General features: G+C 34.2%; 20 protein-coding genes. 11 read left to right on the top strand and 9 right to left on the bottom strand.

Annotated features, from left to right (window positions below; genetic code table 11):
- Positions 1-199: 199 nt before the first annotated feature.
- The 4 genes from ACTWQB_RS14240 to ACTWQB_RS14225 all read left to right on the top strand — a co-directional run bounded on the left by ACTWQB_RS14240 (position 200) and on the right by ACTWQB_RS14225 (position 5,725).
- Positions 200-1,564, top strand: coding sequence for an MFS transporter (locus tag ACTWQB_RS14240; protein WP_443139865.1), 1,365 nt, complete (start codon positions 200-202; stop codon positions 1,562-1,564).
- A gap of 280 nt (positions 1,565-1,844) precedes the next feature.
- Positions 1,845-2,270, top strand: coding sequence for a YwpF family protein (locus ACTWQB_RS14235; protein ID WP_443139864.1), 426 nt, complete (start codon positions 1,845-1,847; stop codon positions 2,268-2,270).
- Positions 2,271-2,365: 95 nt separating this feature from the next.
- On the top strand, positions 2,366-3,739 hold the full coding sequence (locus tag ACTWQB_RS14230; protein WP_443139863.1) for a TrkH family potassium uptake protein: 1,374 nt from the start codon (positions 2,366-2,368) through the stop codon (positions 3,737-3,739).
- 18 nt (positions 3,740-3,757) lie between these two features.
- Positions 3,758-5,725, top strand: a complete 1,968-nt coding sequence (locus ACTWQB_RS14225; protein ID WP_443139862.1) for an EAL domain-containing protein — start codon at positions 3,758-3,760, stop codon at positions 5,723-5,725.
- 63 nt (positions 5,726-5,788) lie between these two features.
- Here ACTWQB_RS14225 and ACTWQB_RS14220 read toward each other — a convergent pair whose 3' ends face one another.
- The 3 genes from ACTWQB_RS14220 to ACTWQB_RS14210 all read right to left on the bottom strand — a co-directional run bounded on the left by ACTWQB_RS14220 (position 5,789) and on the right by ACTWQB_RS14210 (position 8,445).
- Complete coding sequence (locus ACTWQB_RS14220) at positions 5,789-5,947, bottom strand: YjcZ family sporulation protein (RefSeq protein WP_443139861.1); 159 nt, start codon at positions 5,945-5,947, stop codon at positions 5,789-5,791.
- A gap of 103 nt (positions 5,948-6,050) precedes the next feature.
- Entirely contained in the window at positions 6,051-7,262 is a 1,212-nt protein-coding gene (locus tag ACTWQB_RS14215; protein ID WP_443139860.1) for a S1C family serine protease, read from the bottom strand.
- Positions 7,263-7,275: 13 nt separating this feature from the next.
- The gene (locus tag ACTWQB_RS14210) at positions 7,276-8,445 is read right to left on the bottom strand and encodes a zinc-ribbon domain-containing protein (RefSeq protein ID WP_443139859.1); all 1,170 of its coding nucleotides are present in this window, start codon (positions 8,443-8,445) and stop codon (positions 7,276-7,278) included.
- 343 nt (positions 8,446-8,788) lie between these two features.
- Between ACTWQB_RS14210 and ACTWQB_RS14205 the strand changes: the two genes are divergently transcribed.
- The 3 genes from ACTWQB_RS14205 (at position 8,789) to ACTWQB_RS14195 (ending at position 9,489) form a co-directional block, all read left to right on the top strand.
- Entirely contained in the window at positions 8,789-9,010 is a 222-nt protein-coding gene (locus ACTWQB_RS14205) for a DUF1659 domain-containing protein (RefSeq protein WP_443139858.1), read from the top strand.
- Between the two features lie 32 nt (positions 9,011-9,042).
- Entirely contained in the window at positions 9,043-9,264 is a 222-nt protein-coding gene (locus ACTWQB_RS14200) for a DUF2922 domain-containing protein (protein WP_443139857.1), read from the top strand.
- A 90-nt stretch (positions 9,265-9,354) separates the two neighbouring features.
- Complete coding sequence (locus ACTWQB_RS14195) at positions 9,355-9,489, top strand: YvrJ family protein (RefSeq protein ID WP_443139856.1); 135 nt, start codon at positions 9,355-9,357, stop codon at positions 9,487-9,489.
- 60 nt (positions 9,490-9,549) lie between these two features.
- Here the strand turns inward: ACTWQB_RS14195 and lepB are convergent, their stop codons facing one another.
- Positions 9,550-10,059 carry a signal peptidase I gene (gene lepB, locus ACTWQB_RS14190; RefSeq protein ID WP_443139855.1) on the bottom strand — a complete coding sequence of 170 codons (510 nt, stop codon included), beginning with the start codon at positions 10,057-10,059 and terminating at the stop codon, positions 9,550-9,552.
- A 222-nt stretch (positions 10,060-10,281) separates the two neighbouring features.
- Between lepB and ACTWQB_RS14185 the strand changes: the two genes are divergently transcribed.
- Entirely contained in the window at positions 10,282-10,482 is a 201-nt protein-coding gene (locus ACTWQB_RS14185) for an aspartyl-phosphate phosphatase Spo0E family protein (protein WP_443139854.1), read from the top strand.
- Here the strand turns inward: ACTWQB_RS14185 and ACTWQB_RS14180 are convergent.
- Both ACTWQB_RS14180 and ACTWQB_RS14175 read right to left on the bottom strand, forming a co-directional pair.
- The gene (locus ACTWQB_RS14180; RefSeq protein ID WP_443139853.1) at positions 10,479-11,633 is read right to left on the bottom strand and encodes an aminotransferase A; all 1,155 of its coding nucleotides are present in this window, start codon (positions 11,631-11,633) and stop codon (positions 10,479-10,481) included. The genes ACTWQB_RS14185 and ACTWQB_RS14180 overlap by 4 nt on opposite strands.
- Positions 11,634-11,651: 18 nt before the next feature.
- Complete coding sequence (locus ACTWQB_RS14175; protein WP_443139852.1) at positions 11,652-12,380, bottom strand: ZIP family metal transporter; 729 nt, start codon at positions 12,378-12,380, stop codon at positions 11,652-11,654.
- Positions 12,381-12,828: 448 nt separating this feature from the next.
- On the opposite strand from ACTWQB_RS14175, the gene ACTWQB_RS14170 reads away from it, so the two are divergent.
- A complete protein-coding gene (locus ACTWQB_RS14170) occupies positions 12,829-13,020 on the top strand; it encodes a PLDc N-terminal domain-containing protein (protein WP_443139851.1) in 192 nt (63 codons plus the stop codon).
- 31 nt (positions 13,021-13,051) lie between these two features.
- On the opposite strand, the gene ACTWQB_RS14165 is transcribed toward ACTWQB_RS14170, so the two are convergent.
- Positions 13,052-13,672: an SCO family protein gene (locus ACTWQB_RS14165; RefSeq protein WP_443139850.1), complete on the bottom strand. Its 621-nt coding sequence runs from the start codon at positions 13,670-13,672 to the stop codon at positions 13,052-13,054.
- Between the two features lie 101 nt (positions 13,673-13,773).
- On the bottom strand, positions 13,774-14,646 hold the full coding sequence (locus tag ACTWQB_RS14160) for a metallophosphoesterase (protein WP_443139849.1): 873 nt from the start codon (positions 14,644-14,646) through the stop codon (positions 13,774-13,776).
- Between the two features lie 124 nt (positions 14,647-14,770).
- Between ACTWQB_RS14160 and fadH the strand changes: the two genes are divergently transcribed.
- On the top strand, positions 14,771-15,535 hold the full coding sequence (gene fadH, locus ACTWQB_RS14155; protein ID WP_443139848.1) for a 2,4-dienoyl-CoA reductase: 765 nt from the start codon (positions 14,771-14,773) through the stop codon (positions 15,533-15,535).
- A 62-nt stretch (positions 15,536-15,597) separates the two neighbouring features.
- Here the strand turns inward: fadH and trhA are convergent, their stop codons facing one another.
- Positions 15,598-16,242 carry a PAQR family membrane homeostasis protein TrhA gene (trhA, locus tag ACTWQB_RS14150; protein ID WP_443139868.1) on the bottom strand — a complete coding sequence of 215 codons (645 nt, stop codon included), beginning with the start codon at positions 16,240-16,242 and terminating at the stop codon, positions 15,598-15,600.
- A gap of 129 nt (positions 16,243-16,371) precedes the next feature.
- On the opposite strand from trhA, the gene cbpB reads away from it, so the two are divergent.
- Positions 16,372-16,815, top strand: coding sequence for a cyclic-di-AMP-binding protein CbpB (cbpB, locus tag ACTWQB_RS14145; RefSeq protein WP_443139847.1), 444 nt, complete (start codon positions 16,372-16,374; stop codon positions 16,813-16,815).
- The last annotated feature ends 10 nt before the right edge of the window (positions 16,816-16,825 follow it).

Here is a 16,825-nt window from a genome sequence, read left to right as displayed (position 1 = left end):
GGTTCGTTAGAACGTAACAATGATGTTAGGGCCAGCAAGCGATAGCGCGGTAGCCAAAAAGTGTACAAAAATAGAGTGCCGAAAATACCGGTATAAAAACTACATCGAGAAAATCTTGACACAAACTTAAAGAGCTATAAGATTGCAAGAAGACAGCCGAGAGGGTATGCTTATAAAAGTGAAAGACGAGGGGAAAAACATGAGTCAAAAAGTAGAAATTCAAAATCCTAAAGCTTTATTATTTTCTTTATGTTTCGTTTTAATGTTTTCAGTTATGAATGGTACGATGTTTAACATTGCCATTCCAGATATAGCAGAAGCTTTTCAGTTAATGCCATCAGAAGTTAGCTGGGTTATGACAGGTTATATTATGGTCTATGCCGTTGGTGCCTTAGTCTATGGGAAGCTGACTGATACGATTGCCTTGAAGTCGCTTATCACATTTGGATTAGTCGTCTTTTCTTTTGGTTCACTTTTAGGATTTATGGCTCCAAACTATGGGGTAGTTCTTTTGGCAAGAATAATTCAAGCCATTGGAGGTTCCATGATCCCAGCAATTGCCTTTATAGCACCTATTCGGTATTTTCCTAATGAAAGAGGGAAGATACTTGGGATTATATCATCCGTGATGGCATTTGCTTCAGGAATTGGACCAATCCTAGGTGGGGTTATTGGCGGTTTCTTAAGCTGGCAATACTTATTTCTTACCTCTGCCTTTATCATTATTACATTGCCTTTCTTAAGAGCTAATTTGCCTGATGAAAGTACTAAGTTTTTTAAATTAGATTATCTTGGTGGAGCTTTGGTAGCAGGCTTAATTGTGACTTCATTAATGGGAATAACGCTAGGTCAATTGTGGACGTTCGGGATAGCTCTATTGTTATTGATTTTAGTTGCTTTACGTATGAAGTTTGCAAAAGATCCGTTTATTCCTCCAAGACTGTTTAAAAATCGTAATTATGTAGTAACACTGGTTGTAAGTTTTATTGGAGTTGCATGTTTATTTGGATTAATGTTTTCGGTTCCAATTATGTTAAGGGACGTATACGAGTTGACAACATTACAAATTGGTTTAGCGATGTTTCCGGGAGCTATGGGAGCAGCTTTAATAGGACGTAAAGGTGGTCAGTTAGTTGACCAAAAAGGGTCTCGAACAATTTTCTTAGTCAGTTTATTATTATTATTAACAGGCTTTTTAATTGTATCAACAACCGTTGGAGCCCATCCTGTTATTTTTAGTCTGAGTTTAATTTTCCCTATGTTATGTTTTCCTTTAGTACAATCTTCAGGAGCTGATATTTTAGCAGGAATCTTAAGTCAAAAAGAAACAGGAATTGGCATGGGTGTTTTTAACTTATTAAATTTCGTGTCAGGTGCATTAAGCGGTGCATTAGTCGGTAAGGTGCTTGATATTTATAGACCTGAAACCCCATTAAATCCATTCGGTGTAGTTGGGACTGGCGCTGTATATAGTAATATTTTTATAACTTTCATGATTTTAATTTTGCTAGGATTTATTCTATTTAAATCATTACACATTCAATCATTAAAACAAGTAAACTGAACTGTCATTTAGATGGTTCAGTTTTATTTTAAGGAAGTTTTAGATGTTGATGCTATGTTAAGGTTTAAAAACCTAAGCCATCAGAGTATGTTTGAATGCAATTGATTTTCGTTTTTATATTGCTTGTTTAGCTTTTACCACTTACAATATCTTTAACAAAATGGTTAGGTTTACTAAATAGTATTGATTTTTAATTAATTAATAATAATATTATAGACAGTACTTATTTTTTGGCTTCCTATTATTTCCTATAATTGAGGAGTTTGAAAGGAAGGATTTTATGAAGACGTTTAAATTAATATCAATCGAGATTCTTGAGAAATCAGGAGATGAACTATTGAACCGACAAATTGATATTTCAGCAGGTTTAATTATTGATCGTGAAATTGACCATGATCGTTGGTTAATTGAATGTATGATTCCTAGATCTTATATTGATTTCTTTCGAAGTAAGAAAGATGAAGAGCGTGAGTTAGTTGTACAAGTAAGGATTTCGAAAGCAGAAAACCCGAAAGCAACTATTGTTGCAAAAATCAATTCAATCAACGATATAGAAGATGAAATTAATGTTATTTTAATCGGTAATTTAGTTAACCGCGAACGTGAACAAGTGGAGCAAATGTTGCAAGAATTAATAGAAGCTGGTTACCAAGGGGCATCCTTATTAAAAAAATTCAAAGAAAAAAATCAAGAAAGCTTTTTCTAACTTCAATTTGCGACGACCTATTATATTATTCGACTTTATCATGAGTAAATTTACTAGAATGAGCAGGAAATGTGGCGTAAAAAGGAGAAACATCTATGTATGGAGATAAACAGGGGATCAAGGTAAAAAGAGTATTTGATAAATTATCAGTTGTACAACTGATCTCACTCTATTATTTAGCTGCTGTAACATTAGTCACTCTGTTGCTATCTTTACCGGTTGCGCATAAAGACGGGGTCAACTTAAATTTTATGGAAGTCCTGTTCACTTCAGTTAGTGCGGTTAGTGTAACGGGGTTAACCGTTGTATCTACAGCTGACTCATTTAGCTTTTTTGGAGTTATTATCATTGCCATTGCCTTACAAATTGGTGGTCTAGGTGTCATGGCACTTGGAACATTAATTTGGTTGATCTTAGGACGAAAAATCGGGTTCAGAGAACGCCGGTTAATTATGACTGACCAAAATCAGCAATCCATCTCTGGAATTGTTAGACTTGTTAAGGATATGTTGTTTTTAATCCTTACGATAGAGTTCATTGGATTTATTATTTTGGGGACTTATTATTTAAATTATTATGATTCTATTGTAGAAGCGTATTATCAAGGTTTTTTCTCAGCAATAAGTGCAACTACTAATGGCGGTTTTGATATAACAGGATCATCATTACATATGTTTAGTCACGATTATTTTGTCCAGTTTGTTCATATTCTTTTAATTATAGCAGGAGCTATTGGGTTTCCAGTTTTAATAGAAGTAAAAGAATACCTAAGAATTGCACCTGAAGAACGAAACTTAAAACGCTTTTCGTTGTTTACAAAATTAACAACATTAACTTATTTTGTATTATTAGGTTTTTCATTCTTAGTTGTCATTATTTTAGAGTTTAATCACTATATGGCAGATAAAAGCTGGCATGAGGTAATCTTTACAAGTTTATTTCAGTCGACAACTGCAAGAAGCGCTGGATTATCAACGATGGATGTTAATGAATTTACAGAACAAACTCAGTTGTTTCTATCCAGTATGATGTTTATTGGAGCTTCACCAAGTAGTGTTGGTGGGGGAATTCGGACAACAACTTTCGCCTTAGTTATTATATTTATTTTGACGTTTGCAAGAGGGCAAACGAATATTAAAATTTTCGGTAGACAAGTCGAAGAAGAAGACTTATTCAAAGCTGTTGTTGTCACGTTGCTAGCTATTATTATGTTTTTAACAACAGTTATAGTTATTAGTGCTATAGAGCCTTTTTCACTAACGAGTATTATTTTTGAAGTTAGCTCAGCTTTCGGAACAACAGGTTTATCAATGGGAATTACATCAGAACTTTCTTATTTCAGTCAAGCATGGCTAATGGCTTTAATGTTTATCGGTAGAATAGGTTTATTAACATTCTTGTTTACGTTTAATAAAAGAAAGAGAAAAAGTAACTATAGATATCCAAAAGAGAAAATTAACATTGGGTAATTTATGAGGGGGCAAATTGTGGTTAATGAGAATCGAGGGAATACCATACGTCCGATTCACGATTGGATTTTTGAACATATATCCGATGCAGTATTATTTATAAATAAGGAAGGCCGTATTGTAGCGTCTAATAATCCAGCTCATTCCTTATTAAGATTATCGACTAACAAGACTCTCATCACTGATTATCTTAATTTAGAATCACTAACGCCAAGTAATGGTAAGGAAATAATGGTTCGAACTCAAGCCAAACCTAAAAAAATGATTCTATTTAGAAGCATGCAAATCGGAGATCATGTTTGCATGATATTAAGAGAAGGTGGATTACAGGCTAATAAAGAGGCTGTATTCTATTCATTGAATAATATCTTAAATGGACCATACGAAGGCGTGGTCATGCATGATGGTGCACAAATTTTAGATTGTGATCAAGCCTTTGCAAGCCTGGCTGGATATCAACGTGAGGATTTACTAGGTACTAGTATCTTAGATTTAATTCACACCAATGATCACCAAAAGATGATAAAAAGCATCCAGTCTACTACAAACAAATCTTATACTGTTAGAGGTATAAAGAAAGACGGTAGCATCATTTATGTTGAAATTGTACCAGAAACACTTGATATTGAAGAAGGTCAGCTAAGAATAGCTATTATACGCAATATCACTGAAAGAGTAGAGAATGAAAAACAAATTGAATTTATGGCTTATTATGATGAATTAACAGATTTACCTAACAGAAATTATTTTCAAAAAGTATTAAATGATGAAATAAAGGCATCGACATTGAGTGAAAAGAAAATAGCGGTTCACTTTATTGATTTAGACGATTTTAAGCATATTAACGATACACTTGGATATCAATTTGGTGATCAATTGTTGAAGTCATTTGCATCAAGGTTGAAACAATTTTTGTTTGAAGATATTTTCGTTGCCAGAATGATGGGGGACGAATTTCTGATTCTTCAACGTAATGTTGAAAGTGAACAAAATGCAACAGAGTTTGCAGAAGAATTACTGCGAAACTTTAAGCAGCCATTAACGGTCAATGGCTATGAAATTTATACATCAACTAGTATAGGGATTAGTCTATTTCCAACATTAGGAGAAACTGCATCAGAGTTAATGAAACAAGCAAATATTGCTTTGAACTTTATAAAAAAAGAAAATAAAAATGATTATTTAGTGTTTCAAAAATCCTTTACAGAAGGTTTTAAAGAACGATTAACATTAGAAACCGAACTACATAAAGCATTAAAAAGTAAAGATTTTGTTCTTCATTTCCAACCACAAATTAATATAAAAAATAATGAAATTATCGGTTTTGAAGCATTATGCCGTTGGAACCATCCTGACCGTGGTATAGTTCCTCCTAATGAGTTCATACCTTTAGCTGAAAAAACAGGACTAATTGTTGAGTTAGGGGACTGGGTGATCCGAGAAGCATGTAAGCAGAATAAGTTATGGCAGGATTTAGGCTTGCCTAAAGTTAAAGTGAGTGTCAATTTATCAGCAAAGCAATTCCTACAACGTGATTTAATCACTAATATTGGTAAGATATTAGAGGATACGGGGTTAGAACCAGAGTATTTAGAAATTGAAATTACTGAGAGCATGGCCATGGCTAATGAAAAATTTATAATTGAGACTTTGAATGGATTTAAAGAACTTGGTGTTAACGTTGCATTAGATGATTTTGGTACAGGATATTCTTCTTTAAAGTATTTAAGCCAGTTTCCTTTAAGTAAATTGAAGATTGATCGACTGTTTATACAGGAAAAAACAGAACAAAATATAGCGATTGTAAAAACGATTATTCATTTATCTCACTCTTTAAACTTAAAAGTAATAGCAGAAGGAGTAGAGTGTGAGGAGGATTTGAAGTTTCTAAATCAAGAAAATTGTGATGAAGTTCAAGGATATTACTTTAGTAAACCTGTCCCTAATACAGAAGTAGAAAAACTGTTTAGTGCACAGAAAGCTTGAAAGAAAAAGTGTGGTCGACTATAATCGACCACACTTTTTTATGAATCGACCTTTAGCGATTAATTAGCAATAAAAAGCTGCACCTACAATGACTAGTAGGATGAATAGGACAACATAAATAACAAAGTTGTTGTGACAGTAGCTACCTCCTGCTTTTCCAAGGTTCCCCATATTACCAATGTTCCCTACATTGCCTACATTTCCTGCGTTTCCTCCATACATGAAATCACCTCCATAAGCGCTTTCAGTTATGTATATGTAAAGGCATTTGTAATGCTAAGGATATTAACCCATATAAATAAAAAAAGAGCGGCAAATACCCGCTCTATGAGTTACTACCAGACTCCTCTTCTTCAGCCTCTATTTCTATTTCTTCTTCAGTTTTTGAAAGTAATTCACGATCTAGTGATAGAATTTTTAGCTGGTCATTCTCGTAACCAACATTAAATACTGATTTATAATGATGTGTTTCTAAGATTTTTTCGTCTTTACGAATAGAGTGGTCTGCATATGCTGTCACTTTAATCGAATCACCGTTTGGATTATCTAATTCTATATCCTGAATCTTAATTTCAATAGATTTAACGCTCAAGTCTCTAAAGTCTTGATAAGTTCTTTTGATCTGTTCTTCGCTCCCAAGAAGGGAATATGCAGCAAAATAATCTCTGACATTTAATGTATCGTAATAGTAATTAACAATATACTCAGCATCATTTTTTAGAGAATTTGATTCAACGGTTTGATGTAAAGTTGGATCAACTTCGAAACTTAATTCTTCATCATCAGCAACATCTGACCACATTTGCATGAGATCATAAACTTGTGAGATTGGGATAGTAAAACCGATGTTTCCATCTTTGCTAGCCGCAGCATTAATCCCTATGATTAAGCCTGTTTCTTTATGAATAAGTGGACCTCCACTATTTCCTTGTAAAATGCTAGCTGAAATTTGATACAGGTTTTCATATTCAGAATTATTGACTGAGAAGCTTCTATTCTTAGCTGAGATAATGCCGTCAGTAAAAGTACCTGAATAACCGTGAGGCGAACCAACTGCGATAATTTCATCCCCAATATTCGGCTCAAAATTGGGGTCAATTTCAACTGAACCTTGATTTTTTAACTGCGGAACTCTTAAAACGGCTACATCTTTCTTTTCATTCATATCAATCAATGCTGCAGGATAAGTGGAAGTACCATCAGATGTTTTAACAAATATATCTGTGGCATCATCCACGACGTGAGCATTGGTTACGATATCACCTTTGTCATTAAACAGGAAGCCTGATCCTTCACTTTCTGAAGAAGACCCTATTGCTTCAATTTGAACAACATATTTTTCTGCTTCGTGAATAATGGTCTGTAAATCTTTCATTTCATTGTCTTCTTCATTTTCAACTACATTTACAATACCTGATTCTGTAGCTAATACATCATCTTCCCAATAGTTATAATAAATAAAAATGGCTAATGTACCAAGGATTAATATGACTACTGAAAGGCTGATGGGGAGGGCTTTTTGATTTTTCTTAAACATGTGAAATCATCTCCTACTGTCCTTCAAGGTACCATGATATTTGTTCAATCGTAATCTCCACTTCTTCTTCAATATCATAGTGTGTATATTCAAATTGTGCTGTTTCATCAGGATAGAGAGTTTCTGGATAAAGGAATGTTTCGTTCTCAAGTACTTCCTCTTCATCATCATTATGCAATGTGTATTTAACTGACAATGAGTGAATTGGTACGGTAGCTACACTCTTAAGTTCACCTTTAACCACAATTTGCCCTTCATCATTTAGGGTTGCTTCTATTGAATTAACCTCAACAGCATCATTAGCATTATGTTCTTGTTCTATTTCAAATTGGTTTAAAGCTTGCTGGATTCGTTTATTTTGTTCTGTTTCAAATGCTACTTGTTGTTTTTCGATTGTCGTTCTTAAACTTTCAAGCTTTTCTTCACCTGGTACATATCTTAATGCATCGCGAACTATTGATAAAGCAGTAGTAAAATGATTATCATTTAACTCTTCATTGGCACGGTTGAAAGAATAATTCACAATACGTTCTTTCATTTGATTTTCCAATTCATCTGCTTCTTCTGAATCTATGGACTCAATTTGCCATAATAAGATTTTTAATTCATCTATACCATTCTCTTCATCTAATTCACTACGAACTTGTTCAATTTTAATTTCATTACGCTTATCAACTATACTAGTTAATAAATGGTTGACGACTTCACCTTCATAGTGCTTTAATTTACCCTCAATGTCATTTGTTAGATTCATAGCTTGTTGATAAGATTCAGCTTCAATTAATTTATCAATTTCGTTTAAAGAGTTCTGTATATTAATGGCAACATCCATGAATTCTCGGCTTTGAATAGCTGCTTTATAGTTACTCTTGTAATCTAGTGATTGTTCAAAGAGATCTTTAGCATTATTAAATTGACCATCCAAAGCCAACTCTACTCCGTCTTTATAATAATCTTTAGCTTGAGATTGTTGGTATTCTAAGTAAAAGTGTAGTGCTATGGCTAGCACTAACGAGAATATGATTGCAGAAATAGGTGCTAACCACCATTTATTAAACCCTTGATTTTCTCGTTGTTCTTCCTCAAATCGAGTATTTATGTCATCGGGTAAACGGGCTCCACATGCAACACAATATAATTCATCGTCATGTATTTTAGCACCACATTTTGGACAGTAACGCATCATTAATCACCTTATCTGTTGTGTAGTTTTAAAGGGTTCTACATTATTTTACATCAATTCGATTAATAAAAAAACGAATAAATATGATATAATTTATTTGTTAAAATAATAATAACTAATACATATATAAACAGAGGAGGCTCTGAGCAAAATGGAAACAATTATGGGAATTATAAGCTTAGCGTTATTAGCTACTTTCATTGGTTATTGTGTATTTGATAACGTTAAACATTAATATAATTACTTCCAAGTAATTTGACGGATAAAGGGTGTGGAATGTTTCAAACATTCCACACCTTTTTTTTATATTTTCGATTATATTGGTGAAAGGGGGATGAATAACATGGCAAGTCAAGTAAGAACACGTACTCAGTTACAATTGGTATTTAACGCAGGGGTTAACGATGATGGAAAAGCAATCATCAAGAAGAAGTCCTACAACCAAATAAACTTAGAGGCAACACCAGATCAATTATATGAGGTAGGGCAGGCATTAGGAACTCTTCAGACACACACATTACTAAATATCGTACGTAATGACTCATTTGAAGTTGCGGAAGTTTAATATAATTTCATTTTAGAAAGGGTGAATGAGCTATGGCTAAACGATTAGAATTAAAATTTAAGACAGAACAAGGTTCACTTGCGACGATTTCATTAGAAAACCCAGTTGATCCGGCTGATCCAGTCGCTGTGAAAAGTGCAATGGAAACCATTATTGCAAATGACGTATTTATGTCTAATGGTGGTCCATTAGTTGAGATAGATCGTGCTCAAATTGTGGATCGTGCAGTAACAGAGATTCCGTTAGGTGAATAATAGGGATTCGAAAAAGGCCTTATACAATTTAAAGGCCTTTTTCTTTTATCAAAATATATAAAATTAAAATAGGGAAGAGAGGGATTGGTAATGGAAACCTGGGTTAATTGGATTCCTGAAGTTGGCTTTCCTATCCTCGTAACATTTTATTTGTTACACCGGATTGAAAATAGACTTGAAGAACTAAATGACTCCATTCTTCGTTTACCGGATCATCTAAATTAATATAAAAAACCGAAACACTAACTTTAGTTCTGTCCGTTAGTGTTTCGGCAATTCTTAAACTTATCTTGTGATGGTTATTTGGTCAAAAGGAAATATAACAATTTCTGACCTACCAATAATATCATCCTCATGAATAAATCCTAATCCATTTCGGCTATCCTTACTGATATCGCGATTATCACCCATAACAAAATAGTGTTGGTTCGGAACTTCAACTGGCTCAAAGTCAGAAGTTGCACTTTGCTGTTCAGGAGGTAAAAAGCTTTGGTCGACTTTTTCGCCATCTATATAAAGTGTTCCATTTCTAACTTCTACGGTTTCATTCGGAAGTCCAATAACTCTTTTGACATAGTTTTTATTAGGATGCTGAATAATAACAATGTCCCCACGTGAAGGTTCATCAAGCAAATAAATGGCTTTATTAAAAATTACTCGCTCGCCATTATGTAATGTTGGATCCATACTTGTTCCTTCTACAATAGAAGTAGCAAACACATAGGACCTTAAAAAGAATGCTAATACAACTGCGATAATGATTGCTTTAGTCCATTCCCATATTTCTTTTTTCAAGGAAAATCTCCCTCTCAAACAAATCTGTATATTATTATCCTACCACAATATTTTACGAATGTAGTATTGAAATCATTATAAATGTTTTACATATTTTTAAAGTTTGATTAAAGTAGTTAAATAATCTTACTATTTAAAAAGTTCGTAGGTAAATTGTCGCACATTTATCTAATCCGTGTTATGATAATTATCTACTTAAGATGTTAGGGAGGAACCGAATCCGTGTCTTCTTTAAAACAATTAACTAATCTTCAAAAGGAAATTGAACAACTTAGATCTAAAATGGTCGATATTGCTACAATCTATGGCTACACAAGTGAAGAGTGTATAAAGATTTCACAAGAATTAGATGGTGTATTAAATAAATATCAATTTGTTAAGAAAAAAGTGAAAAAGTGTCCTCATAACAAACACCTTTACTAATAATGGTTTAGAAATTGTTCTAGGCGATCCAGTCCTTCTTTTAAGACATCTTCATGATAAGCATAAGATATTCTCATATACCCTTGACCATACGATGAAAATGCATCACCAGGTACAAGGGCTAAATTAGCATGATCTACTAATGTTAATCCAAAGTCAAATGAAGCCTGATTGTGAGGTGTTAATTTTGGAAACACATAAAAAGCTCCGTCAGGCTTTACGACTTCAACTCCCATTGCTTCAAGCCTCTGTACCACATAATTTCTTCTTTTTAAGTAAGACTCTCTCATTATCTTAGGATCATTTAAACCGTTTGTCATCGCCTCTAAGGCTGCATACTGACTTGTAGAAGTAGCACAGGAGACGTTATATTGATGAACCTTTAATACGTGTTTCATAACTTCTGAATCACCCATTAAAAATCCAATTCTAAAACCAGTCATAGAATGTGACTTAGAAACACCTTGAACAATAAATGTTTGTTTTCTTACTTCATCAAATGAACCTATAGAGAAATGATCCTCTTCGTAAGTGAGCTCACTATAAATTTCATCCGCTAATATAAAAATAGGTTGATCTTTTAATAAATTAGCAATTTCCTGTAACTCATTCTTACTTAACGTTACACCTGTTGGGTTAGAAGGATAAGGCAATATCACACACTTTGTTTTAGGTGTTATATATTGTTGGATTAGATCTGCTGTGAACTTGAAATTGTGCTCTCTCGTGTCTACGTATACAGGAGTACCGCCAGCTAGTTTAATTAGAGGCTCATAGCCAGGATAAACGGGTCCAGGTAGTAAAACCTCATCACCTGGTTGAATAATCGTTCTAAGAGTTATATCAATCGCCTGTGAAGCACCAACGGTTATTATAATTTCATTTTCTGGACTATAGTTTAATTGGTAATTAGATTTGACATAATTCGATACAGCTTCTCTAAGTTCTGGCACACCAGCATTTGGTGTGTACGTCGTCAAATTTTGATCAAGCGATTCTTTAGTTGCTCTTTTAATGTGGTCAGGAGTTTGGAAATCAGGTTGACCTATTGTTAAAGAGATAATATCTTTCTTTCCTTGAACTAGATTGAAAAATTTTCTAATTCCTGAAATCTCAATATCTTTCACGTTTTGATTTAATAAATGTTCCATTGATGTCACCAATCTTTCTTAAAATATTTCAATTAACGAAATCATCAGTAATATTCCTATAATAAAAGAGTGAGTGGCTGGGCGTTCGTGACCATCACCGTGGCTTTCAGGAATTAATTCCTTATAAATGATAAACAACATTGCTCCAGCTGCAAATGCTAATCCGTATGAAACTAACCCATCTACTATATTCGTTAAATAATATCCTAAAAGAGCTGTCACGACTTCAACTAACCCAGTTAATGTAGCTATAATAAAGGCAGTTACTCGTTTGATACTTTGATGAATTAGAAATAATGCTACTAAAAAACCTTCCGGAGCATTTTGAGTTCCTATAGCAATCGCCACTACTTCTCCAAGGCCTTCTTTACCACTTGCATAGCTAACTCCTGTAGCTAATCCTTCAGGGATGTTGTGAAGAGTGATTGCTGCTACGACAAGCATAGCCTTTTGATCTATTTTTATAGATTGATTTACGTTTTCTACGTGTATATGTGGGATAGAATGTTCCAATAATGATAACACGACGGCCCCTATGATTAACCCGAATATTAATTGAGTTAACGTTCCATAATCTAAAGCTTCAGGTATTAAACTTAATAAAGCGGCCGCCAACATAACACCACCAGCAAATGCGAGTAAGATGTCGCGCCATTTATGAGTTAGCTTTTTTATAAATAATATAGGAATAGCGCCAACACCCGTAGCTAAACCTGCTAATAAACTGCCTAAGAAAACGTCACTCATGATGATAATCCTTTCATCGAACAATAGGAGATGGTCTTTATGTTAGAAAACCCAATTGTGATAGCCTACTTATCTAGAAGTTTAATCTTCCTGGTTTTGATTTATTGTGCTTATTTTATCCTTAAACCAATCATTATTAGGTTAATCAAGTACAAATGCTTTTACACTTTAAGTTATTTATTAGTTTCATTATGTATAACAAGTGTGACAATGATTGTTCTAGTGTTGTCAGATTCCTTTTCACAAGGGAAAAACCAAATTGAAGTCATACTTGGTTCCTTATGGATTTCTATTATAGTTCTTGGAATTAGCTTTCTGGTCACATTCGTAGCTAAAATTTTATCACAATATTTTAGAAACAAAAATATTTCTACTTAAAATGAATTAGTCTAAACTTCACAATGCGCTCATATTACATTATTATGAAGGGGGAGAGGGGGAGCTTTAAGTGGAAGTATTTGCAGTTATATTATTTTTTGGATTCCTATTATTTTTATTAAATATCTTAACCAGTATTTGGGCTTATCGTGATTCCATTCGAAAGGGAAATAGTAAGGAATATGCTATTGTGGTTTTGATGGGTACTTTATTCTTTCCTTTACTCGGGCTGATTGTATACTTAGTGATTAGAAATGATTAATATAAAAAATAGTCTGGCGATCTTCGCCAGACTATTTTTTATAGTGTTCCAAGTAATCAACAATTTTTTCTACTTCTTCAAATGATGTCCCTTTAAAACGATTAACCATTTTACCTTCAGGTGATACTAACATAAAAGATGTATCATGTGTGACCTGATCTTCACCGTCAACCTTTGTTACTAAAGCTTTAAAAGATTTTGATGCAAAACTTTCAATGTCCTCTTGAGAATAACCAGTTAGAAAATCCCAGTTACTATAATCTGCACCATGTTTATCGCCAAATTCCTTTAGCAATTGAGGGCTATCTATATGTGGGTCAACAGAAAATGATATCAGTCTAATATCTAGCCCTTCTTCATCTAACTTTTGTTGTAACCTCGCCATATTAGCTGTCATCGGTGGGCAGACAGTTTCACAATTAGTGAAAATTAAATTAGCAACCCAGTAATCGCCTTTAAGGTCGTCCAATTCAACAGTCTCTTCATCTTGATTAGTGAAACTAAAGTTCTGTACTTCTTGATCGAAGTTAGGCTTGATTTCCTGTTGTTCCGCGCCTTGACTTGTGCTCTCAGCTGAGTTGTCACTACCGCATGCTGCTAATAACCCACTTAAAGTTATAGTGAACAATAGAATTGTTAGTTTTTTAGACATTACATTACACACTCCTATCTATACCATCTTTATTCTAGCACTAAAGTACATTAAACATAACAAGGTATAGGAGTCATTTTTAACAATTCCTTGACAAGGATTTACATACTGGATTGAAGAGTATAAACATTTATTTCTGGTCTACATAAGAAGCGGAAGGGTAGACGTGTTGTGCCTAAGCCTCTTGAGACATATAAATTTAAAGGTCGTGTACCTAATTCATAATAACCTTCAACATACTCTTGACCTAAATTAGGAGTAACGATATATCCCAAAAATGGCAATTGAATTTGCCCTCCGTGACTGTGGCCTGATAGCTGTAAATCAAAAGGGTAATTAGTAATTTCTTCAGCGAAATCAGGCTCATGGCAAAGAAGAACGTTAAAACGCTCCTGCTCTTCGTCTGGTATTAATGCAGAGGGTTCTGGTCGACCTAAAAGAATATCATCTAATCCAGATAAATTAATGTAATCTTCATTAAGTGAAATCTGCGTTGTTTCGTTCATAAGAAGAGTGAAGCCACTTTCGTCCATAACTTTTCGTATCTGTTGGGTGCCATAGCCTCCATGGTCATGGTTCCCATAAATCCAGAACTTACCTTTTGGAGCTTCAATTCGAGATAAGATTTCAATAATATCTAAGTAGGCAGATTCATCCATTTTTGATGGGTCATCCGTTAGATCACCCGTGAACACAACTAGATCTGGCTTTTGATTATTGACTGCGTTTATTAATTTTCCTAAATCACTTACGCTATATTGAAAGCCGATATGGGTATCTGTTATCTGTAGAATTTTAAAATCATTAAAGGCTTGTGGGATTCGCTTGGATTGGACAGTCGAATGAATAACATTTAACCAACGTGGCTCAACCTCATGAGCATAATAATAACCACCATATGAAAGTCCAACGACCCCAAGAGAACCGACTGTTATACGTTTTAAAAAGCTTCTCCTCGACACTTTCTTACTCATGTTGTTCATCCTTTTTTTTATACGTTAATCACATTATAGCATGGTTTTTTTAGATTATATATGAGATAATTAATACAAAATGAATGACTATTCAGTAAATATAAAAAATTTAGGAGGAATGTAGATGAGAGATGAAGTAGTGATTGTTACTGGAGGTTCCAGTGGAATGGGTAAGTACATGGCAAAGAAATTTGCTCATGAAGGGGCGAAAGTAGTTATAACAGGTCGTAATCAAGAACGTTTGGATCAAGCTAAAGATGATATTTTAGATGGTAAAGACCTTAATGTGAAAACCGTTGTCATGGATGTGAGAAAACCAGAAGATATTGAAAGAATGATTCAAGAAACTGTTGATGAGTATGGGGCTATTCACCATTTAGTAAATAATGCAGCAGGTAATTTTATTGCACCTGTTGAGAAATTATCAATCAACGGGTGGAATTCAGTTATCGATATCGTTCTAAATGGCACATTCTATTGCAGTCACGCTGTCGGTAAGTACTGGATTGAGAAAAATATCAAAGGAAACATTATTAATATGGTAGCTACATATGCTTGGGATGCTGGGCCTGGAGTTGCGCACTCTTCAGCAGCTAAGGCAGGGGTACTTAACTTAACACGTACTCTAGCAGTAGAGTGGGGGAGAAAGTATGGTATTCGCTCTAATGCGATTGCGCCTGGGCCAATTGATCGTACCGGTGGAGCTGAAAAGCTTTGGGAGTCTGAAGAAGCGGCTAAGCGTACTCTTAACTCGGTTCCATTAGGTCGTTTGGGTGAGCCAGAAGAAATTGCGGATCTAGCTTACTTTATCTTAAATGACGCAAAGTATATGAATGGAGAAGTCGTTACTCTAGATGGTGGTCAATATTTAAATCAGTATCCATTTTAATCAAATTAAAAAGGCTACGGATTGGATTGTCCAATCTGTAGCCTTTATTTTATAGAAAAGATTTAAACTAAAACTACATAAAACAAAATGGCGAAGAAATGAAATGCACTGCCTGCTATAACAAACATATGCCAAACTGCATGGTGATATGGGAAACCTCTCCACATATAAAATACACTACCTAAACTATACAGAATCCCGCCGATAATTAAGAAAATCAGTCCTCTTAATTCCATTTCAGCTGCTAGTGGGTTCCATACAAAAACAATAAACCATCCTAAAAAGATGTAAATTAATGTTGAGACGACCATAAATCGTTTAACGAAGAAAATCTTAAAGATAATCCCTAATATCGCAACGCCCCATATAACTCCAAATAATGTCCATCCTATGGGTCCGCGAAGTAAGATTAATAGAATTGGAGTATATGTACCAGCGATGAATAAATATATGGAAGAGTGGTCTATAAATAAGAATAGATCTTTGGCTCGACCATCTTTTAATGCGTGCACAATTGTCGATGATAAATACATAATGAGCATTGTTGTGCCGTAAATCGTTACCGACACCACATGCCATGCGTTACCATGTATGGATGAGTACACGATTAAAATGACAAGGCCAGCTATACTGAGTAGTGCTCCTAGGCCGTGAGTAAATGCATTTACGGCTTCTTCTTTACGTGTGAATTCGTGTGTCAATAAAATCCCTTCTTTCTAGTATAATTATAAATGAAACGGGGTATAAAAAGTAGGGCTGAATTATGTCTTTTAAGTCATTTGTGTTAAAATATACTTTGGGTGTTACTCCTGTGTGTTAATTAAGGAGGGGAGTAAATGTTAGATTTATCGAGTTTCGATTTATCAACGATACCAGTAACAGAAAATATGATCGATGCAGAAAAAGTTGCACACGTCCAACTACAAAATCCATTAGAACACGCACTATTAGTTTTAACTAAAACCGGTTACAATGCCGTTCCTGTATTAGACTTAGATGGCAGGTTTTGCGGGATTATTAGCAAATCTGATATTGTAGAAGCTATGTTTGGAATTGAACAAATTGAAGTTGAACAATTATATTCTAAAACGGTTGAAGATGTTATGAAAGATGATATCCCAACAGTTCATATGTCTGATTCGTTAGAAAAGGCTCTACATGTTCTAATTGATTATTCATTCGCATGTGTGTTGGATGATAGGGATAAAATGGTCGGTATTTATACTCGACGTGAAATCCTCAAGCAATTGAGGAATGAATTTTATCAGCAACGTAGTTAAGACTTGTCAA

The sequence above is a fragment of the Piscibacillus sp. B03 genome (assembly GCF_052246295.1).
Lineage (GTDB): Bacteria > Bacillota > Bacilli > Bacillales > Alkalibacillaceae > Piscibacillus.
This window is presented reverse-complemented; position numbering and strand designations above follow the sequence as displayed.